Consider the following 20,055-nt stretch of genomic DNA (forward strand, 5'->3'; position numbering starts at 1 on the left):
GTGCCTGGAGGTGATCGGGCGCCTTGAAGTTCCGACGTGCCGCACCGAAGGAGCGTGCCCCGCAGGTGGAGCCGGTGGTCGAACGAGAGCCCATGGCGGCGCCGCCGGCGCCCGCACCCGTGCCCGCTCAGTTCTCGGCCTCGTTCGCCGGGGCGACGCTGGTGGTGGGGCCGCCCGGTGGCGCGAGCCCCGCCGCGGTCGCGCTCGGACGGAGCCTGCCGGTCGACCGCGGTCGCACGGTGGTCGTGGTCGAGCCGCCTGCGGGCGACGAGGCGTCGTTCTGGCCGGCAGTGGCCGCCGCGCTGCACGGCAGAGGACCCGTGCGGCTGATGACGCCGCACTCCGGCTCGATGCGGCCGACGGCGCCCGCGCAGTGGCTGACCGAGCAGTTGCAGGCGGAGGTGGTGGCGCCGGACGGCGCGGTCACCACCGTGCCCGGCGCCGCGTTCGTCGCGGGCAACGGCGGGTACGGCTGCTGGCTGCGGTTCCTGCCGGGTGCGTCGCCGGTGCCGATGGGTCGGCGGTTCCCGGTGCCGAACTGGGAGGCGGTCGACCCGAACACGCCGTGGCCGACGGGCGAGGTGGGCATCTCCGAGCCGATCCCGGCGGGGCTGTGGCTTCGGGCGCAACGCGCGCAGTTCGACCCGCAGGCGCCGGACGCCCGGGCGGTGATCGGGCTGCCGTGCCGGGACAACGTGCTGACCGTCGTGGTCGGCGGACCGGCCCAGCCGCCCATCCCGACCGACGAGGTGTGCCGCCTGCTCGGCGGGCTGCCGTCGGTGGCGCGGTCGCGGGTGCGGCTGGTCTGGTACGGCGGCGAGCACCAGGCGCAGGCGGTGGCCGATCAGCTCGGCGAGCCGATCTCGCTGTACACGGGCCTGCCGGTGGGATCGCTGCGCAGCGGCGCGGCCGTGGTGGCGGTGAACCCGCGCGGGCAGCAGACCTGGCGGCCGTACGTGACCGAGGTCCGCTACGCGCCGGGTGGCACGCCGGTCGTCTCGGGTTACCGGGTGCCGGTGCAGGGGCTGGTGGAACGCGGTCCGGGCATCTTCGACCTGGGTGGCGGCGTGGTGCTGGAGGTCGTGCCCTCCGGGCTGTGGGTGCGCGACGCGGAGGACAACGGACCCGAGGTGCGGTCGCTGCCGGTGGACCCGGAGTGGGCCCGGCTGACCGTCGGCTCGCCCGGCCGCACGACGGCGGGCGCCGTCGCGGTGGCGGGCGCGTCGCTGGTGGAACGGCTGGAGCCGGAGGTGCGGCGGCTGCTGAAGGTCGTGTTCTGCGACCCGTCGCCGATGCCGCGCCCGCCGGTGGCCGAGGAGCCGCCGCCACCCGTGACGTCCGACGAGCCGGTGCCGCTGAGCGTGGACGGCCCGCTGGCGGACTCCCCCGCGCCGGCGTGGGGCGAGCGGGCGGGCGAGGAGGTCGTGCCGGTCGACCACCGCAGCACGGAGCCCGAGCGCGACGCGCTGCGCCGGATGCTGGGCGAGCGCTACGGCGAGCACGCTGCGGTGGCGTGCCGGCACATCGCGGAGCGCCCGGACGACCCCGAGGCGTTCGAGGCGGTGGTGACGGACCTCGCGGCGGTGTCGGCGTGCCTGCGCAACGACGAGGAGATCCTGGTCGAGGCGCTGCGCAGCGGGAAGCTGGGCCGGTTGTGGCCGTACGCGGCGTCGGTGGTGTCGGGGCTGCGCCGGTTGCCGACGCACCAGGGCGTGACCGTGTGCTGGGGCGACGCGCGCCGGTTCCGCACCGGTGACGTGCTGGTGGAGCACGGTCTGCTCAACACCGTCGCGGGCCCCGGGGTGCCGGTCGACGGGCGGGTGGAGTTCCTGCTCTGGTCGGTGACGGGTCGGCGGGTGTCGGTGGTCGACTCGTTCGGCAGCGTGATCCAGGAGCGGGTGCTGTTCGCGCCGGGGACGGCGTTCAAGGTGCTCGCGGTGGTGGAGGCGGAGGAGTCGGCGCCGATGCAGGTCATGGCGCAGGAGGTGGTGGGTCGGCACCACGAGCTGCCGCCGGGCGTGCTGGGCAGCCTGGAACGGGCCGCGATCGCACTCCGCAACCACGCCCGCGCCACGGCATGAGGTCGGGGCGGTAGGCGAGGTCGGCGACGCCGCTCCGCAGGTAGCGGCCCGCACGGCGGCACGGCCTCGGGACCTCGGGCTGGAGGCAGCCTCGAGGCGGCGGCCCGAACAGCCGGGCTCGGCTCCCCGGCAGGCAGCAGCACGAACACCGGGCGCGAGCGAGCCTCAGTAGGCGACTGCCCGGTCGGCGACGCCCGGCGCGGGCGCGACACCGGCCGAGGCCGGGTAGGAGACCCGGTCCGGCACGCCGTCGGACGTGTAGCGCTGCGCGGGCGCGGCGGCCAGCTGGTCGAGCCACACCGTCGAGCCGTAGCGGGCGTCCTCGCCGGTCGGGTCCTGTGACCGGATGCGTGGCGTGCGCGCCGGGTCGAAGTCCGCCGCGTAGGGCGAAGGCGCCGGTCCCGCGCCCACCATCAGCACGCACGCGTACTCGTACTGGGTGCCCTCGAAGCCGCCGCGCAGGGCGAGCGCGCCGTTCGCCGGGATCGCGCCGAACGGCAGCGCCAGGGTCGACACCTGGTAGTCCGGCACGGCCCGCTGGATCTCCCGCTGCCCGGACGCGATCGCCTCCTGCACTCCCCCGTCGTCGGTCAACGCGAGGTTGGTGTGGTCACGGGTGTGGTTGCCGATCTCGAAGCCGTGCTCGCGCAACCAGCGCAGGGCCGCGCCGTCCGGTGACCCGAACGGCCCGGCGTTGACGTACAGGCTGGCCACCGGCCGGAAGCCGGTGTGCCGCGCGGCGACGTCCAGCAGGATGGCGATGGCCGTGCCGGCCGCGGGCTTCCCGTCGGCGCCGAGCGCGAACTGGGTCGCGTCGCCGTCGTCGAAGGTCAGCACGACGGGGTGCGCGCCGGCCGGGAGGTCGAGGCGCCCGGTCGCGTACTCGGTGGCGGTCACCGGCACGTACCCCTCGGCGGCCAGTCGCTCCAGCTCGGCTCGGAACGCCGCCGGCGTCCGGTCGTAGACCGACGTGGGCTGCTCGACGAGCCGGTGGTACATCAGGATCGGCACCTGGCCGAGCTCGTTCGCGCCCACCGCTGCCGGGTCGGGTGGCGCGGAGGACGACGGCGGGGCGGACGAGGAGCGCGCGGGCAGCTGCGCCGCGGCCTCGTCGGGCGGGCCCGCCGCGGGTTGGCCGGCGCAGCCGCAGCACAGGGCCGCGACGAGCGCCACAACGGTCCGGACCGGCGTCGACGTGGTGTTCACAGTCGAATGGTTCCGCGCCGCGGCCGGGTCGACACCGTGGTACACCCCTTCGGATGACCTTGGGTTTGGTGCTCCGCCACCCGGTCAAGTCGCTGGTAACCGATGCCACGCCCAGATCGGAGTCACTCGATGTCGGAATCGCCCCGGAAGCTCAAGCGCGTGCTGATCCCAGCCGTCGGCGTCGTGGTGCTGCTGCTGATCGCCGGGGTCGTCACGACGATCGTGCACGGGCGCGGCGTCGGCCTCGCCGTGGCGGAGCTGGGCAACGGCACCGCTGTCACTCCTTCGGGTGTAGAGCGCGTGTCCATCACCACCGCGGAGGTCAGCGGGCTCGACCGTGTCACCGTGCACGTGGACGGACAGCCGGTGCAGGCGCGACGCGCCGACGGCCGCATGACGTTGACCGGGGTCAAGCTCGCCGAGGGCAGGCACACGCTGTCCGTGCGGGCGGCCAACCCGTTGCCCTGGATGCCCGACGTGGAGGTGCAGCGCGAGTTCACCGTGGACGCCACGCCGCCCGCGCTGAAGGTGGACGTGGTCGAGGCCGAGTCGCCACGCGGCCCGGTGACGGTGAAGGGCAGCGCGGACGGCGCGGACACCGTGCAGGTGGGCGACCAGCGGGTGCCGGTGCGCGACGGGAAGTTCGAGGTCTCGCTGGCGTCGGCCGCCACCAGCGTCCGGGTCGAGGCCAGCGACGCCGCGGGCAACGCGCAGCGCCAGGAGGTCGCGGTCAAGGTCACCCACCCCGGGATGCGTGCGGTGCACATGAGCGCCGCCGCGTGGGCCACGGCGTCGTTGCGCGACCCGGTGCTGGCAATGGCGCGCGAGGGCCGCATCGACACCGTGCAGCTCGATGTCAAGGACGAGAGCGGCGAGATCGGCTACGACTCGCAGGTGCCGCTGGCCAGGCAGATCGGCGCGAACCGCAACTACTACGACGCCCGCGCCGTGCTGGCCGAGCTGCACGGGTTGGGGCTGCGGGTGGTCGGCAGGTTGGTGGCGTTCCGCGACCCGGTGCTCGGCAAGGCGTCGTGGCACTCGGGCGCGCGTGACCGGCTGTCGCAGAACACGTCGGGCGCGCCCTGGTCGGCGCACTACGGCGAGTACGCGTTCACCAACTTCGCCAACCCCGAGGTCCGGGCGTACAACACGGCGATCGCCGCTGAGGCCGCGTCGCTGGGCTTCGACGACGTCCTCTACGACTACGTGCGGCGTCCGGACGGCCCGATCGGGCAGATGGTGTTCCCGGGCCTGACCACCAGCCCCGAGCAGTCCATCGTGGACTTCCTGAAGGAGAACCGGGCGGCCGTGCGGGAGCACGGCGCGTACCTGGGCGCGTCGGTGTTCGGCATCGCCGCGCACAGCCCGACCGACGTGGCGCAGGACATCCCGGCCATCGCGGCGCACGTGGACTACGTCTCGCCGATGGTCTACCCGTCGCACTGGGGCCCGAACGAGTACGGCGTGGCCAACCCGAACGCGATGCCGTACGAGATCGTGCGGGCGTCGGTCGCGGACTTCGTCCGGATGACCGGGGGCACCGGCGCGACGGTGATCCCGTGGCTGCAGGCGTTCTCGCTGGGGCACCACTACGGTCCGGGCGAGGTGCAGGCGCAGGTGCGCGCCACGTCGGAGGCCGGCGCGCCGTCGTTCCTGCTGTGGAACGCCGCCTGCACGTACGGCTCGGCCGGCCTGGAGCCCGCATGAAGGCCGTGTCCGCGGTGCCCTACCTGACCGGTGTCTGCCTGGCGGCGACGACCGTGGTGGCCTTGGACGTCGGGATGGAGGCACGGCCTGCGATGGTGGCGTGGCCCTCGTCCCAGGTCGTGCCGTCCGTGTCCCCGCCTTCACCCTCCGCGGAGCGGAGCGCTCCCCCGGTCGACTCGTTGCGCTCCGGTGCGGACCTGCCGGCCGGTCCGGCGTTCCCGGAGCACGGCGCGGGCACCTGGCACGTGGTGCCGCCGCCGGGCTCGGCCGCCACGTCCGGCATCACCTACTCGGTCGAGGTCGAGGACGGGGTGGTGCTGCCGCACGGCGACGACTCGTTCGCCGCCGTGGTCGACCACGTGCTGCGGCACCCGCGCGGGTGGGCGAGCCGGCACGCGTTCCGGCGGGTGGGCGGTGACGTGGAGCCGGAGCTGCGGATCCGGTTGACCTCGCAGCGGACCGCGCGGTCGTTGTGCGGGTTCGAGCTGCCCTACGACACGTCGTGCCGGATCGGGTCGACGGTGCACCTCAGCTCGGCGCGCTGGTTCCGGGGCGCGCACACCTACGGCGACGACCTGCGTGGTTATCGGACCTACGCGGTCAACCACGAGGTCGGGCACTTCCTCGGCCTCGGCCACGAGGTGTGCCCGGCGGACGGCGCGCCGGCGCCGGTGATGATGCAGCAGACGCTGAGCGCGGACAACGACGGGCTGGCGTCGATCACGACGGGCAGCGACCAGGGTGTCGTGGTCGTGCCGGACGGGAAGTCGTGCACGCCGAACCCGTGGCCGTGACGGTCTGCACCCGGGGACCACAGGTCGGACGGCAACGCCGTCGAGCGCGGCGCGGCAAGGCGGGTCGGCGCGCCCCGCGTCGGCGAAAAGGGTCGTGGCGGGCTCGGCGCCACCGGCCGGAGCCCATGGCGGAACGGCCGCCGTCGCGCGGACGCGCCTCCGCGCGACGGCGGCCACGTGGGTCACCCCGCCGCGGCCGTCCTGGCCCGCTGCTCGGCGACCAGGTCGCGGTACCAGTGGAAGCTCGCCCGTGGCGTGCGGACCAACGTCTCGTAGTCGACGTGCACGAGGCCGAACCGGTGCTTGTAGCCGTGCGCCCACTCGAAGTTGTCCAGGAACGACCAGACGAAGTACCCGCGCAGGTCGACACCGGCGGCGATCGCGTCGTTGGCCGCCGCGAGGTGGGTGCGCAGGTACTCGATGCGCTCCTGGTCGACGAAGCCGGGGTGGTCCGGGTACACGCACCCGTTCTCGGTGACGTAGACCGGCGGCAGGTCGGGGTAGCGCTCCGTCAGCCCGACCAGCGTCTGGGTCAGCCCCTCGGGCTCGACCGGCCAGTTCATCGCGGTGCGGGGCACGTCCGGCAGGCGGGTGGTGTCGATGCCGATGTCGATCGACGTGCGGGTGGCCGGGTCCGGGTCGCGGTGCGGCGCGTCGGCCACGTGCTGCCGGTAGTAGTAGTTGATGCCCACGTAGTCCAGCGGCGTGGAGATCAGCTCCAGGTCGCCGTCCCGGCGGAACGACAGGTCGGTGACGCCCGCGAACGTCTCCTCGTAGTCGTCCGGGTAGCGGCCCGCGAACAGCGGTTCGGTGAACTGGCGGCGCAGCAGCAGGTCGTGCCTGCGCGCTGCGGCGACGTCCGCGTCCGACGAGGTGACCGGGGTCGACGGCGACTGGTTCAGCACGATGCCGAACTCGTGACCCGGCGTGCCGCGCATGGCCCGCACCGCGAGCCCGTGCGCCACCATCAGGTGATGGGCGGCGGCGAGGGAGCCGTGACCTTCCCGCGCGCCGGGCGCGTGCCTGCCTTCGCCGTAGCCGACGATCGAGGACACGTACGGCTCGTTGAACGTGGTCCACTTCGACACCCGGTCGCCGAGGGCGTCGTGCACGATCACCGCGTACTCGGCGAACCGCTCCGCGGTGTCCCGCGACCGCCAGCCGCCCAGTTCCTCCAACGCCTGCGGCAGGTCCCAGTGGTACAGGGTGAGGAACGGCTCGATGCCCCGCTCCAGCAGCCCGTCGACCAACCGGCGGTAGAAGTCCAGGCCGCGCTGCTCGACCGCGCCGGCGCCCGTCGGCAGGATCCGGGGCCACGCCACCGAGAACCGGTACGCGTCCACGCCGAGCTCGCCGAGCAGCGCCAGGTCCTCCGGCATCCGGTGGTAGTGGTCGCAGGCGACCGCACCGGTGTCGCCACCGGCGACCGCGCCCTGCACCGCGCCGAACGCGTCCCAGATCGACGGTCCTCTCCCGTCGGCGTCGACGGCGCCTTCGATCTGGTAGGCCGACGTGGCGACGCCCCAGCGGAATCTTTGAGGGAAGTCGGTCAACTGACACTCCTAGACAAGCTGTTGATGTGTGAACGGCGGGAAGGCGCTGGAAGCCCGGACCGTTGGCTGGTACGAGCAACGGCGTCGTGCGTCGGCGGAGTACACGCGCTCGGTGTGACCACGCCCGGCTGGCGCGTGCCCAGAGGAGCCTCCCGCAAGCAGGGGGATCGAACAACCGTGCCAGGGCCAGGACCGCTCGGGTCCACGCCAGGATCGCGGACCGGCACCGGGACTTCCTGCACGAGCTGTCCACTCGACTCGTCCGTGAGAACCACGCGGTCGTGACCGGGGATCTCCACGTGCGGAGCATGATGAAGAACCGATCTTTGGCACGCGCCAGAGGCAACGCGCACTGGGCGCAGCTGCGGTCGATGCTCGAGTACGAGTCCCGGTGGCACGGGCGCGAGCTGATCGTGATCGACCGCTGGACCGCAGCCTGCGGAGCCGGAGTGGCACCGACTCGACGCCAGTCGGCGGGACATCCGACGCAACCCTCCCCTCGTGGGTGGAAGAAAGAAATGGTGGCGCGAGCCTGGTGGAATCCCGGTCTGACGGCCGGGGTGGACCGTCAAGCGAGGAGCGCTCGAACGGTCAGCGCGGTCACCCTTTGAGCGCGCCCGCCATGATCCCGCCGACGATCTGCCGGCCGAACAGGAGGAACACCGCGAGCACCGGCACGGTGCCGATGGTCGCCGCGGTGAGCACGAGCGTGTAGTCGGTGGTGTAGCCGCTGGCCAGGGTGTTCAGCGCGGTCTGCACGGTGGGGTTCTCCGGCGTCAGCACGACCAGCGGCCAGAAGAAGTCGTTCCACGCCTGCATGAACGTGAACAGGCCGAGGACGGCGGCGGCCGGGCGGGCGGCGGGCAGGACCACGTTCCAGTACAGGCGCAGCGAGCTGCACCCGTCCATGCGGCCCGCCTCCAGCAGCTCGTCGGGCACGGCGCGTTCGAAGTACTGGCGCATGAAGAACACGCCGAACGCCGTGACCAGGCCGGGCACGATGACCGCGTGGATCTCGCCGGCCCAGCCGAAGTCGCTCATCATCATGTAGAGCGGGATGACGCCGAGTTCGGTGGGCACCGCCTGGGTGGCGACCACGAGCAGCATGAGCGCCGACCGGCCCCGGAACTTCAGCTTGGCGAAGGCGAAGCCCGCCAGGGTGGAGAAGAACACCACCGACACGGTGATGGTCCCCGACACGATCAGCGAGTTCATCATCGCCAGCGCGAAGTCCGACTGGTCGAACACCCGCGAGATGTTGGCGAACAGGTGGCCGCCCGGCACGAGCACGGGCGGCACGCTGCTCACCTTGTCCGACGTCTGCGAGGACACCACGAGCGACCAGTACACGGGGAACGCCGACCCGGCGAGCACCGCGATCAGCGCCGCGTACGTCCACGGTCCGGGCATCCGCAACGACCGGCGTCGCCGGGACGGCGCGGGCGGGGGCGCGCCGGGCGCCAGCGGTTCGAGCACGGTTGTCATGGTGTCCTCTCAGTCCGTCCGGATGCGGCGCGCGGCCAGGTAGCTCAACCCGGTGATGAGGACCGTCGCGATGAGCAGGAGCCAGGCGATGGCCGACGCGTAGCCGAAGTCGAACTTCGTGAAGCCCTGCTCGTAGAGGTAGAGCGCGGCGGTCTGGAACTGCCGGTCCGAGCCGCCGGTCGCGGCAGCCGCACCGGGGTTGAACAGCAGCGGCTCGGCCAGCAGCCGCATGTTGCCCGCGGTGGCGATCACGGTGGAGAAGATGATCTGCGGTCGCAGCATGGGCACGGTGATGCGCCAGAACTGCTGCCACGCGGTCGCGCCGTCCAGCCGGGCCGCCTCGTACACGCTGGTCGGGATGGCCTGCATGGACGCCAGGAAGATCAGCGCGTGGTAGCCGGTCCAGCGCCACACCACCATCGCGGCGATGGCGGTGTGGGAGCTGCCGGTGCCCGCCTGCCAGTCGATCCGGCCCGCCTCGAACAGCTCCAGCACCCAGTTGATCAGACCGAAGTCACGGCCGAACAGCTGCGCGAAGATGATCGTCACCGCCGCCACCGAGGTGATGTTCGGCAGCAGCACCCCCATCCGGAAGAACGTCCGGCCGCGCAGCCGCCGGTTGAGCAGTTGCGCGATGCCGAGCGCGAACAGGATCTGCGGGACGGTGGTGAGCAGCCACAGGCTCAGCGTGTTGCCCATCGCGTTCCAGAAGTACGGGTCCGCGGTGAGCAGCTCGACGTAGTTGTCCACGCCGACGAACGTGGCCGCGTCGCCGTCGAGCAGGTTGCGGTCCTGCATCGACACCCAGGCGGTGTAGAGCAGGGGGAACAGGCCGAACACCGCGAACAGCAGGAAGTACGGCGCGATGTAGGCGTACGGCGCGTAGCGGATGTCCCACCGGTGGCGGCGTTCGCGCCAGTCCGTCTTCATCAGTCCGCTACCTCGTCACGTCGGCGACGAACTGGTCCCACGACTCGTCCGGGCTCTGCTTGCCCTGCTCGACGCGCTGCATGGCGTTGCCGATCTCGGTCTGGACGTCGCCGGCCTTGGGGCCCTGGTACTGCGGCTTCAACGCGCGGGCGGCGTCGGTGAAGACCTTGCCGGAGGGCGCGTTGTTGAAGAACGGGTCGGTCTTCTGGGCCACCGACTGCTCGCTGTAGAGCTTCGGCGCGGACGGGAGCAGGCCGGCGCTGGCGAAGACCTTGGCCTGCTGCTCGGGCGCGGTGAGCCAGGTGACCAGCTCGACGGCCTTGTCGACGTTCTTGCCCTGCTTGGGCACGGTCAGGTACGAGCCGCCCCAGTTGCCGCCACCGCCGGGCACGGCCGCGAGGTCCCACTTGCCCGCGGTCTCCGGGGCCTGGTCCTTGATCTTGGCCATCATCCAGGCCGGGCAGGCGAGGGTGGCGAACTGGCCCTGCTTGAAGCCGGTGTTCCACTGCGGGGTGCTGTACAGCAGCCCGGCGGACAGGCCGTCGGCGACGCCCTGCGCGACGAGGTTCCAGCCCTTCTTGATGTCGGCGTTCTCGCCCACGACGATCTTGTCGTTCTTGTCGTAGTAGCCGGTCGGCGCCTGGCCGACGATCGCGTTGAGCACGGTGGGGCCGCCGTCGAAGAACTTCGCGCCGGCCGGGGCCTTGGCGGCGAACTGCTTGCCGGTGGCCATGAACTGCTCCCACGTCGGCCACAGCGCGGAGACCTGGTCGCGGTCGGACGGCAGGCCGGCGGCCTCGAACAGGTCGCGGCGGTAGCAGATGGCCAGGCCGCCGACGTCGGTGCCGTAGCCGATCTGCTTGCCGTCCTTGGACAGCGAGCCCTCCCACTTCCAGTCCAACCAGCGGTCCTTGATGTCGGACTTCAGCTCGACGAACTGGCCGGGGTTGGCCTTGAACTGGTTGATGTAGCCGACGTCGACGGCCTCGACGTCGGCGGCGCCGTTGTTCGTGGCGAGGTGGGCGGCGAGGTTCTTGTGGTGGTCGGAGTAGGAGGCGGTGCGGTCGGTGATGTCGACGTCCGGGTGCGCCTTCTCGTACTCCTCGAAGAGCTGCTGGTAGCCGAAGTTGCCGAACAGCCCGATGGTGATCCTGGTCTTGCCGTCGCTCGCGCCGCTGCCGCAGCCCGCGGCGACCAGGGCGGCGGCCAGCAGGCCTGCGCCGACCAGGGTCGGAGTTCGTCTCATAACGCGGCTCTCCTTCTCCATCAATGAACGGGCCGTTTTCGGGCACGCCGGACCCGCGCAGGGTCGATCCGGGGGTTTCCGGCGAATTCGACCGGGGTTCGCACCCGGCCGCTGTGGTGTACATGACAGTCCCGACCCGCGACACCGTCAAGTAACGAAACGATAACCTGGCCGTTGCCGAGCTTCGCCGTTTCCGCAGGTGATAGCGTGTCCACCCTGGTCAGGACGCACTGACTGAGCGACTGAAACCGGTTACAAAGAAAGGGCGGCAGATGACCACGATCCGTGAGATCGCCCAGCTGTGCGGGGTGTCGGTGGCGACCGTTTCACGCGTTTTCAACCAGCCGCTGACCGTCAGCAAGGAAAAGCGCGAAGTGGTCGAGCGGGTGGCCCGCGAACTCGACTACCGGCCCAACGAGTCGGCCCGCGCGCTGGCCACGAAGAGGTCCGGGCTGATCGGCCTGGTGTGGGACACGGACCACCGCAGGCCCGGCTGGCGGCACCCGTACCTGCAGGAGCTGCTGATCGGCTTGAAGTCGGCGCTGAGCGCGCACGGCTACCACCTGCTGATGCTCGCCACGAGCGGGTCGGCGGCGCTGCGGGCGGTCGGCGCGTCCCTGGCGGACCCGGTGGCTTACGTGAACATGACCCGGCGGCACCACCTCGGCGGGCTGGTGCTCATCGACAGCGGGTCGGACGCCTCCGCGTTCGCCGCGTTCGCCCAGTCCGGGCTGCCGTGCGTGGCGGTGGACGTGGACGTCGACGGGCCGCGGGCGACCTACGTGACGTCGGACAACGCCGGTGGCGCGGCGATGGCGGTGCGCCACCTGGTCGACGCGGGGCACCGCCGGATCGCCACGATCACCGGGCCGCGGGCCAACCGCCCGGCGGCGGAGCGGCTGGCCGGCTTCCGCTCGGCGATGGCCGCCGAAGGGCTGGAGGTGCCGCCGGAGTACGTCGTGGAGGGCGATTTCTACCGGCCCAGCGGCCAGGCGGCGATGCGGTCGCTGATCGCGTTGCCCGAGCCGCCGACGGCGGTGTTCTGCGCGAGCGACGAGATGGCGGTCGGCGCGTTGCTGGCGGCGCGCCACGCGGGGCTGCGGGTGCCGGACGAGCTGGCGGTGGTGGGGTTCGACGACATCGAGCTGGCCGCCCTGGTCGACCCGCCGTTGACCACGTTGGCGCAGGACAAGGCGGGTATCGGGGTGGCCGCGGCACGGGCCGTGCTGACCATGGTGCACGGCGGCGAGAAGCCCGCGCCCGCGTTCCTGCCGACCAAGCTCGTGGTGCGCGCGTCCAGCCGGTGAGCCGCCCCGGTCAGCAGGTCGGCGGCGGCGTGCTGCCCGGTGGCCCGAACTCCAGGCGCAGCGAGTCCGTGCGGGGCACGACGAACGCGGTGCCGGACGACGTCCGCCACGTCGCGGGCAGGAACACGTACTGGCCGCCGGACTGCAGCAGCAGCTTCAACCCGTCGTAGCGGTACTTGTGGGCCGCGTCGGGCTGCGCGCACGTCACCTGGCGCACCCCCTCGCCGGTCAGGTTCAGGCCTTCCCCGCTGTAGACGACCAGGGCGGGCATGTCCGGCACCCGTGCCTCGGTCTCCGCGCCGCGCCGCGTCCCGACCGCGCTCGAGTAGTCGCCGACGGCCCAGAACAAGCCGATGCTGACCAGCAGGAACGCGGCCACCGACTCCGCGACGCCGAATCGCGCGCCCTGCCGACCACGTCCCGCGGTGACGCTCCACCGCCGCCACGCGAACGCCAGCAGGACGACGCCGACCGCGAAACCCAGCCCGGGCAGTCCGGGGTAGCCGCGGTACGGCTCCGGGTCGACGGTGATCGGCACCGTCACCGCGAGCAGGGCGGCGCCGAGCACCGCGGCCACCGGCGCGCAGACCCTCAGGAACGCCGTCCACCGCCGCGCCGACAGCCGCGTTCGCAGGTACCGGGCCAGGAAGGTGACGAACAGGACGGCGATCGCGATCCCCGCCAGCGGCATGAACAGCCCGTCCGCGCCACGCGCCAGGATCTCGTCCGAGGTCTGGCCGAGCAGCGTGTAGTGCACCCGGAAGTGGGCGAAGAACACCTGCGTGGCCACCAGGCCGAAGAAGTACAGCAGGGCCGTGAGCAGGGTGGTGTTGGCGACCACCGACGCCACGATCCGCAGCGCCCGCGACGATCCCGTCTGCGGGTCGGCCAGGTCGGAGTCCACCTGTGATGCCGAGGCGGTGACAGCGCGGCGCGTGCTCACGACCGTCACCTGCCGCCGGCCGAGGTCTTGGTGACGGTCGTGGTCGTCGTGGTCGTCGTGGTCGTCGTCGACGATCCTCCGGAGTTGCCGCCGCCAGGGCACTGCGGACCGTGGTAGATGGTCACGGTGCCGCCCCGATCGACCGGTTGGGCGAGATCTCCGAGATGCAGCCCGTGCTACCGCGCAGTTTCGTGACGACCTCGATGTGGCACCGGCTCGGGCCGCACTGCTCCTCCAACTGATCCTCGATCGTCCCCTTCTTCTCCTCCGGGCCCTGGGCCAGGCGGCTGGGGTCGTAGAGGATCGGGCTGCCGGGCACTCCCGGTTTCCCCGCCGTGGTGGTCGTGGGCCGGGGTGCCGGGGGTGTCCACCGCGTGCCCGATTCGGCCGCGCCGGACTCCGTCGCCTCGGGTTCGGCCGCGCCGGATTCCGTCGCCCCCGATTCGGCCGCGGTGCCGCCCGGTGTCGCCGCATCGGTCTGCTGAACCGTGGTGAGCTGCGAGGACACCGGCCTCTCCGGGACGTCGGAACAACCGACGACCACCGCGCAGACCAGCACTGCGAACGATCTTCCGGTCGACCACCTCATCGGTAATCACCCGCCCCTGCCATCTCCCTGCGGTTTCACCCACTAGGAGCTTCGGGCGCGTCCGTGGATACACCACGTGGGCTAATCGGGCCTCCGCTCAGACGTTGCGCCGGTACTGGCCGCCCACCTCGAAGAACGCCTCGGTGATCTGGCCGAGCGTGCACACCCGGGCGGCGTCCATCAGCACCTCGAACACGTTCCCGCCCGACGCGGCGGCTTCCTTCAACCGGCGCAGCGCGGGCTCCGCCTCGGCCGTGTGCGCGGCGGCGAACGCGCGCGTCCGCTCGACCTGCGACCGCTTCTCGTCCTCCGTGGCCCGTGCCAGCTCGATGGTCACGTTCTCGCGCTTCCCGTCGGCGGGCAGGAACGTGTTCACCCCGATCAACGGCAGCGAACCGTCGTGCTTGCGCTGCTCGTACCGCATCGACTCGTCCTGGATCCGGCCCCGCTGGTAGCCGGTCTCCATCGCGCCCAGCACGCCGCCGCGCTCGGAGAGCCGGTCGAACTCCGCCAGCACCGCCTCCTCGACCAGGTCGGTCAGCTCCTCGACCACGAACGAGCCCTGCAACGGGTTCTCGTTCGCCGAGAGGCCCCACTCCTTGTTGATGATCAGCTGGATCGCCATCGCCCGGCGCACCGACGACTCCGTGGGCGTGGTGACCGCCTCGTCGTAGGCGTTGGTGTGCAACGAGTTCGTGTTGTCGTACAGCGCGCACAACGCCTGCAACGTGGTCCGGATGTCGTTGAAGTCCATCTCCTGCGCGTGCAGCGACCGACCGGACGTCTGCACGTGGTACTTGAACTTCTGCGACCGCTCGTTCGCCCCGTACCGCTCGCGCATCGCGATCGCCCAGATCCGCCGCGCCACCCGGCCGATCACGCTGTACTCGGCGTCCATGCCGTTGGAGAAGAAGAACGACAGGTTCGGCGCGAAGTCGTCGACGTCCATGCCGCGCGCCAGGTACGACTCGACGTAGGTGAACCCGTTGGCCAGCGTGAACGCCAGCTGGCTGATGGGGTTCGCCCCGGCCTCGGCGATGTGGTAGCCCGAGATCGACACCGAGTAGAAGTTGCGCACCTTCCGCCGGATGAACCACTCCTGGATGTCGGCCATCATCCGCAGGGAGAACTCGGTGGAGAAGATGCAGGTGTTCTGCCCCTGGTCCTCCTTGAGGATGTCCGCCTGCACGGTGCCGCGCACGGTCGACAGCGCCCACGCCGTCAGCTCGTCCGCCTCGGCCTCGGACGGCTCGCGGCCGTGCTCGGCGCGGAACTTGTCGACCTGCTGGTCGACCACCGTGTTGAGGAAGAACGCCAGGATCGTCGGCGCCGGACCGTTGATCGTCATCGACACCGACGTGGTGGGCGAGGTCAGGTCGAACCCGTCGTAGAGCGCTTTCATGTCATCCAGCGTCGCGATGGACACACCGGACGTGCCGACCTTGCCGTAGACGTCCGGCGGGGTGTCGGGGTCGCGGCCGTACAGCGTCACCGAGTCGAACGCGGTCGACAGCCGGGTCGCCTCCGAACCCTGCGACAGGTACTTGAACCGGCGGTTCGTGCGGAACGCGTCGCCCTCGCCCGCGAACATCCGCGCCGGGTCCTCACCGTCCCGCTTGAACGGGAACACACCCGCCGTGTACGGGAAGTGGCCGGGCAGGTTCTCCTTGCGCAGGAACCGAAGCAACGTGCCGTCGTCCTCGTAGCGCGGCAGCGACACCCGCCGCACCTTGTTGCCGGACAAGGTCTCCCGCGTCAGCTTGGTGTGGATCTCCTTGTCCCGCACCCGCACGACCATCTCGTCACCGCTGTAGGCCTCGACCACCTGCGGCCACGACGCCAGCAGCTCCGCCGACACCGCGTCGACCTGCTTGCGCGCGGACTCCAGCAGCGAGGTGATCGCCGCCGTGTCGTGCCCGGCCCCCTCCAACTCCTCGCGTGCCGCCCGCAGGTGCGCGACCCGCCGCACCGCGTCCACGTGCGTCTCGGTGGCGCGGTGGTAGCCGCGCACCGTCTCGGCGATCTCGGCCAGGTACCGCACCCGCGTGGGCGGCACCACGGTCGCCGCCGACGTCGACACCTTCCCGGTCACCACCGGCAGCACGCCCTCGGCCACGTCCACGCCGCGTTGCGCCAGCTCGCCGCGCAGGTGCTGGTACAGGGCCGTCACGCCGTCGTCGTTGAACGTCGCCGCCGACGTGCCGAAGACCGGCATGTCCTCCCACGACGCGCCGAACGCCTCCCGGTTGCGCACCAGCTGGCGGGCCACGTCACGGCGCGCGTCCTCCGCGCCGCGGCGCTCGAACTTGTTGATCGCGACCGCGTCCGCGAAGTCCAGCATGTCGATCTTCTCCAGCTGCGACGCGGCGCCGAACTCCGGCGTCATCACGTACAGCGAGAGGTCGACGAACGGCACGATCGCCGCGTCACCCTGGCCGATGCCCGGCGTCTCCACCACGACCAGGTCGAACCCGGCCGCCTGGCACGCCAGGATCGCGTCACCCAGGCCGTCCGGCACCTCCGAGCCCGCCCGGCGGGTCGCCAGCGAGCGGAAGAACACGCGGTCGCCGTCCAGGCAGTTCATCCGGATCCGGTCGCCGAGCAGCGCGCCGCCGCCCTTCCGCCGGGTCGGGTCGATCGCCAGCACCGCCACGCGCAGCTTGTCCTGCTGGTCCAGCCGGAACCGGCGCACCAGTTCATCGGTCAGCGACGACTTCCCCGAACCACCCGTTCCGGTGATTCCCAGCACCGGCACCGAGCGCTCGCCCGCGACGTGGGCCATCCGGTCGCGCACGTCCGCCGGCAGCACGCCCGCCTCGATCATCGTGATCGCCCTGGCCAGCACGTCCTCACCGCCGGTGAACAGCCCGTCCCACGACGACGGAGGACGCTCGGCCAACGACCCGTCGCACGCCTGCACCATCGTGTTGATCATGCGGGCGAGGCCGAGCTCCTGCCCGTCGGCCGGGGAGAAGATCCGCGCCACGCCGCGGGAGTGCAGCAGTTCGATCTCCTCCGGCACGATCACGCCGCCACCGCCGCCGAAGACCTTGATGTGCCCCGCGCCGCGTTCGGCCAGCAGCTCGACCAGGTAGCTGAAGTACTCGACGTGCCCGCCCTGGTAGGCGCTGATGGCGATGCCCTGCACGTCTTCCTGCACGGCCGCGGCGACGACCTCGCGCACCGACCGGTTGTGGCCGAGGTGGACGACCTCGGCGCCCTGGGACTGCAGGATCCGCCGCATGATGTTGATCGCGGCGTCGTGCCCGTCGAACAGGCTGGCCGCGGTCACGAAGCGGACCGGGTGCAGCGGGGTGTGCAGCGGGGCAGCGGTCACGACTGGCTCCTTCGGCAGCGCGGAACTGCGACCAGATTACTAGGACATCCGTCTATCGGAAGTACTAGCGTGTTGTGCGACAGGTCACCAGTGGCGTCGGGGAAACGGACAAATCGGGCCTATCCGACCGGCGTCGATCGTTTTCGCAACCCTGGCCGTACCCCTCTCCGAGCACGCGTGTAACTTCCGTCCAAACGGGGTAGAGGATCTTCCATGAGCAGCACACCTATCTACGACGAGCTGGCCGCCATCCTGCTCGCCGACCACCCGGGCACCGCCGACGCGGTCGCCGCGGGCACGCCGCAAACCGAGTCAGCCGACGAGCCGTCGAAGCAGGTCCGCACGGGTGGCCGTCGTCGCAAGCCCGAGCCGGATGCCTGATTTTTTAGTCAGCACTGAAGCTATAGAGCTCATTGGGGTCGAACGGGTGTTCGACCCTCGGGTTAAGCTGACCTCATGCAGGTGTCGCTGTTCGACGACGGCGCCGAGGCGCCCGCGCTGCGCCCGCTGACCGGTGTGCAGCGGACCGAGCTGGGCGACGGCGCGTGGGTCGACGTGCTGCCCGGCTGGCTGACCGGCGCGGACGCGCTGTTCCGCCGCCTGGCCGCCGAGGTGCCGTGGCGGGCCGAGCGCAGGCAGATGTACGAGCGCGTGGTGGACGTGCCGCGCCTGCTCTGCTTCTACGGCGAGGACGCGCCGCTCCCCGACCCCGTGCTGACCGTGGCCCGGGACGAGTTGAGCACCTGGTACGCCGAGGAGCTCGGCGAGCCGTTCCGCACGGCGGGCCTGTGCTACTACCGCGATGGCCGCGACTCCGTGGCCTGGCACGGTGACACGATCGGGCGAGGCTCCACCGAGGACACGATGGTGGCGATCGTGTCCGTCGGGACGCCGCGCGCGTTGGCGTTGCGCCCGCGCGGCGGCGGCGCGACCGTCCGGTACGCGCTCGGCCACGGCGACCTGATCGTGATGGGCGGGTCGTGCCAGCGCACGTGGGAGCACGCCGTGCCGAAAGCGGGCAAAGCGGTCGGACCGCGCATCAGCATCCAGTTCCGCCCCCGCGGTGTGCGCTGACGACCTGGAATTCTGCTGCTTGTGGAGCATGACCGCCGTAACTACTCTCCGTCTGGGAGCGCTCCCAGAACGCGTTGCGAACATCCTCAAAGGAGAGCGGTATGCGGCAACGGAGATCCGTCTTCGGCGCTCTGCTCGCGGCTGCGGTAGCCGTCAGCGGAGTCGTCGCGATGGCGACGGCGGGACAGGTCACGGCGGCCCCGGCCGGTGGTTACCTGCACACCGCGGGCAACAAGATCGTGGACAGCACCGGCGCGACGGTCCGGCTGACCGGCATCAACTGGTTCGGCATGGAGACCGACAACAAGACCTTCCACGGGCTGTGGTCCAACCGCACGTGGAAGCAGCAGCTCGACCAGATGGCCTCGCTCGGCTACAACACCCTGCGCGTGCCCTTCTCCAACGACGCGCTCAAGCCGGGCGCGACGGCGTCGGGCGTCAACGACTTCACCAACCCCGACCTGGTCGGGCTGTCGCCGTTGCAGATCCTGGACAAGGTCATCGAGTACGCGGGCCAGAAGGGGATGCGCATCATCCTCGACCGGCACCGCCCGACCAGCGCCGGGCAGTCCGCGCTCTGGTACACGGCGACCGTGCCGGAGAGCACCTGGATCAACGACTGGAAGATGCTCGCGCAGCGGTACGCGGGCAACACCACGGTGATCGGCGCCGACCTGCACAACGAGCCGCACGCCGAGGGGACCAACCCCAACGCCACCGGCGCGTGCTGGGGCTGCGGCGTGGTGGAGCGCGACTGGCGGCTGGCGGCCGAGCGGGCGGGCAACGCGATCCTGTCCGTCCAGCCGAACTGGCTGGTCTTCGTGGAGGGCGTCAGCTGCCCGAGCGGCGGGCTGTCCGACACGTGGGACAACGACCCGTCCAACGACGAGGACTGCGGGTGGTGGGGCGGCAACCTGTCCAAGGCCGGCGAGTTCCCGGTGCGCCTGGACGTGCCGAACCGGCTGGTCTACTCGCCGCACGAGTACGCGACGTCGGTGTTCGAGCAGAAGTGGTTCAGCGCGCCGGACTTCCCGGCGAACATGCCCGCCATCTGGGACAAGTACTGGGGTTACCTGCACAAGCGCAACATCGCGCCGTTGATGATGGGCGAGTTCGGGTCCACGCTGGCCAACCCGAAGGACAAGGTGTGGCTGGAGAACCTGATGGCGTACACCGGCAAGGGTGTCGACGGCATCTCGTTCACGTACTGGTCGTGGAACCCGAACTCGGGTGACACGGGCGGGATCGTGGGCGACGACTGGACCACGGTGAACCAGGCCAAGCAGTCGATCCTGCAGCCGTACCTGATCCCGCCGACCGGTGGGACCACTACGACGACCACGACCACCACGACGACGTCCGGGGGCAACGGCTCGGGGGCGTGCAAGGCGGCGTGGCGGCAGGACAACGCCTGGCAGGGCGGCTTCCAGGGCTCGTTGACGGTGACGAACAGCGCGACGAGCGCGGTCAACCCGTGGAAGGTGGTGTTCACGCTGCCGACCGGTGCGACCATCGGCAGCGGGTGGAACGGGACGTTCAGCCAGAGCGGGACGACCGTCACCGTGACCGCGCCGTCGTACGCGCCTTCGCTCGGCGCGGGCGCATCGGTGTCGCTCGGGTTCACCGCGAACGGCACGGCGGGCGCGCCTGGCGGCGTCACGCTGGGCGGGGCGGCTTGCACCGCGTGACCCAGGGTTCCGCGGCCTGTGCCACGTGACGCTTGGCGGGGCCTGTGCCACGTGACGCTGGATGGGGCCGCCAGCACGGCCTGGGATAGCCACGAAACACAGCGCGGCGGGTGCC

16 protein-coding genes are annotated in these 20,055 nt (G+C 71.3%); 8 read left to right on the top strand and 8 right to left on the bottom strand.

Features of this window, described 5'->3' with window-relative positions; translation table 11 throughout:
- Positions 1 to 92 precede the first annotated feature (92 nt).
- Positions 93 to 2,081 (top strand): hypothetical protein, encoded by a 1,989-nt coding sequence (locus AB0H12_RS23820; RefSeq protein WP_499625330.1) that lies wholly within the window; start codon positions 93 to 95, stop codon positions 2,079 to 2,081.
- Between the two features lie 165 nt (positions 2,082 to 2,246).
- Here AB0H12_RS23820 and AB0H12_RS23825 read toward each other — a convergent pair whose 3' ends face one another.
- The gene (locus AB0H12_RS23825) at positions 2,247 to 3,287 is read right to left on the bottom strand and encodes a polysaccharide deacetylase family protein (RefSeq protein WP_499625331.1); all 1,041 of its coding nucleotides are present in this window, start codon (positions 3,285 to 3,287) and stop codon (positions 2,247 to 2,249) included.
- Positions 3,288 to 3,446: 159 nt separating this feature from the next.
- On the opposite strand from AB0H12_RS23825, the gene AB0H12_RS23830 reads away from it, so the two are divergent.
- Together AB0H12_RS23830 and AB0H12_RS23835 are read left to right on the top strand one after the other, a co-directional pair.
- The gene (locus AB0H12_RS23830) at positions 3,447 to 4,994 is read left to right on the top strand and encodes a putative glycoside hydrolase (RefSeq protein ID WP_499625332.1); all 1,548 of its coding nucleotides are present in this window, start codon (positions 3,447 to 3,449) and stop codon (positions 4,992 to 4,994) included.
- A complete protein-coding gene (locus tag AB0H12_RS23835; RefSeq protein WP_499625333.1) occupies positions 4,991 to 5,788 on the top strand; it encodes a DUF3152 domain-containing protein in 798 nt (265 codons plus the stop codon). The genes AB0H12_RS23830 and AB0H12_RS23835 overlap by 4 nt, the downstream gene beginning before the upstream one ends.
- A 182-nt stretch (positions 5,789 to 5,970) precedes the next feature.
- Here the strand turns inward: AB0H12_RS23835 and AB0H12_RS23840 are convergent, their stop codons facing one another.
- A complete protein-coding gene (locus tag AB0H12_RS23840) occupies positions 5,971 to 7,341 on the bottom strand; it encodes a GH1 family beta-glucosidase (RefSeq protein ID WP_499625334.1) in 1,371 nt (456 codons plus the stop codon).
- An 86-nt stretch (positions 7,342 to 7,427) separates the two neighbouring features.
- Between AB0H12_RS23840 and AB0H12_RS23845 the strand changes: the two genes are divergently transcribed.
- Entirely contained in the window at positions 7,428 to 7,952 is a 525-nt protein-coding gene (locus tag AB0H12_RS23845) for a transposase (RefSeq protein WP_499625364.1), read from the top strand.
- On the opposite strand, the gene AB0H12_RS23850 is transcribed toward AB0H12_RS23845, so the two are convergent.
- Genes AB0H12_RS23850 through AB0H12_RS23860 form a run of 3 tightly spaced genes read right to left on the bottom strand, consistent with a single transcriptional unit; the run spans position 7,942 to position 11,002 of the window.
- The gene (locus tag AB0H12_RS23850) at positions 7,942 to 8,826 is read right to left on the bottom strand and encodes a carbohydrate ABC transporter permease (RefSeq protein ID WP_499625335.1); all 885 of its coding nucleotides are present in this window, start codon (positions 8,824 to 8,826) and stop codon (positions 7,942 to 7,944) included. The two genes, AB0H12_RS23845 and AB0H12_RS23850, sit on opposite strands and share 11 nt — an antisense overlap.
- A gap of 9 nt (positions 8,827 to 8,835) precedes the next feature.
- Complete coding sequence (locus AB0H12_RS23855; protein WP_499625336.1) at positions 8,836 to 9,756, bottom strand: carbohydrate ABC transporter permease; 921 nt, start codon at positions 9,754 to 9,756, stop codon at positions 8,836 to 8,838.
- Between the two features lie 7 nt (positions 9,757 to 9,763).
- Positions 9,764 to 11,002: an ABC transporter substrate-binding protein gene (locus AB0H12_RS23860; protein ID WP_499625338.1), complete on the bottom strand. Its 1,239-nt coding sequence runs from the start codon at positions 11,000 to 11,002 to the stop codon at positions 9,764 to 9,766.
- A 272-nt stretch (positions 11,003 to 11,274) separates the two neighbouring features.
- On the opposite strand from AB0H12_RS23860, the gene AB0H12_RS23865 reads away from it, so the two are divergent.
- Positions 11,275 to 12,309, top strand: coding sequence for a LacI family DNA-binding transcriptional regulator (locus AB0H12_RS23865; protein ID WP_499625340.1), 1,035 nt, complete (start codon positions 11,275 to 11,277; stop codon positions 12,307 to 12,309).
- 10 nt (positions 12,310 to 12,319) lie between these two features.
- Here AB0H12_RS23865 and AB0H12_RS23870 read toward each other — a convergent pair whose 3' ends face one another.
- The 3 genes from AB0H12_RS23870 to icmF all read right to left on the bottom strand — a co-directional run bounded on the left by AB0H12_RS23870 (position 12,320) and on the right by icmF (position 17,178).
- The gene (locus AB0H12_RS23870) at positions 12,320 to 13,252 is read right to left on the bottom strand and encodes a hypothetical protein (RefSeq protein ID WP_499625342.1); all 933 of its coding nucleotides are present in this window, start codon (positions 13,250 to 13,252) and stop codon (positions 12,320 to 12,322) included.
- 121 nt (positions 13,253 to 13,373) lie between these two features.
- On the bottom strand, positions 13,374 to 13,760 hold the full coding sequence (locus AB0H12_RS23875) for a hypothetical protein (RefSeq protein ID WP_499625344.1): 387 nt from the start codon (positions 13,758 to 13,760) through the stop codon (positions 13,374 to 13,376).
- Positions 13,761 to 13,938: 178 nt separating this feature from the next.
- Positions 13,939 to 17,178, bottom strand: coding sequence for a fused isobutyryl-CoA mutase/GTPase IcmF (gene icmF, locus AB0H12_RS23880; RefSeq protein WP_499625345.1), 3,240 nt, complete (start codon positions 17,176 to 17,178; stop codon positions 13,939 to 13,941).
- A 213-nt stretch (positions 17,179 to 17,391) separates the two neighbouring features.
- Between icmF and AB0H12_RS23885 the strand changes: the two genes are divergently transcribed.
- The 3 genes from AB0H12_RS23885 to AB0H12_RS23895 all read left to right on the top strand — a co-directional run bounded on the left by AB0H12_RS23885 (position 17,392) and on the right by AB0H12_RS23895 (position 19,940).
- On the top strand, positions 17,392 to 17,559 hold the full coding sequence (locus AB0H12_RS23885; protein WP_499625347.1) for a hypothetical protein: 168 nt from the start codon (positions 17,392 to 17,394) through the stop codon (positions 17,557 to 17,559).
- Between the two features lie 75 nt (positions 17,560 to 17,634).
- On the top strand, positions 17,635 to 18,252 hold the full coding sequence (locus tag AB0H12_RS23890) for an alpha-ketoglutarate-dependent dioxygenase AlkB (protein ID WP_499625349.1): 618 nt from the start codon (positions 17,635 to 17,637) through the stop codon (positions 18,250 to 18,252).
- Positions 18,253 to 18,353: 101 nt separating this feature from the next.
- Entirely contained in the window at positions 18,354 to 19,940 is a 1,587-nt protein-coding gene (locus tag AB0H12_RS23895) for a cellulase family glycosylhydrolase (protein WP_499625350.1), read from the top strand.
- Positions 19,941 to 20,055 lie beyond the last annotated feature (115 nt).

Origin of the sequence: Actinosynnema sp. NPDC023794 (assembly GCF_040639675.1) — a bacterium.
In the GTDB taxonomy this organism is placed as follows: Bacteria; Actinomycetota; Actinomycetes; order Mycobacteriales; family Pseudonocardiaceae; genus Actinosynnema; species Actinosynnema luteola.

Bases quoted from the DNA above. Each gene is read 5' to 3' on its own strand.
- AB0H12_RS23820 (WP_499625330.1), top strand. From the start codon at position 93: ATGGCGGCGCCGCCGGCGCCCGCACCCGTGCCCGCTCAGTTCTCGGCC.
- AB0H12_RS23835 (WP_499625333.1), top strand. From the start codon at position 4,991: ATGAAGGCCGTGTCCGCGGTGCCCTACCTGACCGGTGTCTGCCTGGCG.
- AB0H12_RS23850 (WP_499625335.1), bottom strand. From the start codon at position 8,826: ATGACAACCGTGCTCGAACCGCTGGCGCCCGGCGCGCCCCCGCCCGCG.
- AB0H12_RS23855 (WP_499625336.1), bottom strand. From the start codon at position 9,756: ATGAAGACGGACTGGCGCGAACGCCGCCACCGGTGGGACATCCGCTAC.
- AB0H12_RS23860 (WP_499625338.1), bottom strand. From the start codon at position 11,002: ATGAGACGAACTCCGACCCTGGTCGGCGCAGGCCTGCTGGCCGCCGCC.
- AB0H12_RS23865 (WP_499625340.1), top strand. From the start codon at position 11,275: ATGACCACGATCCGTGAGATCGCCCAGCTGTGCGGGGTGTCGGTGGCG.
- AB0H12_RS23885 (WP_499625347.1), top strand. From the start codon at position 17,392: ATGAGCAGCACACCTATCTACGACGAGCTGGCCGCCATCCTGCTCGCC.
- AB0H12_RS23890 (WP_499625349.1), top strand. From the start codon at position 17,635: ATGCAGGTGTCGCTGTTCGACGACGGCGCCGAGGCGCCCGCGCTGCGC.
- AB0H12_RS23895 (WP_499625350.1), top strand. From the start codon at position 18,354: ATGCGGCAACGGAGATCCGTCTTCGGCGCTCTGCTCGCGGCTGCGGTA.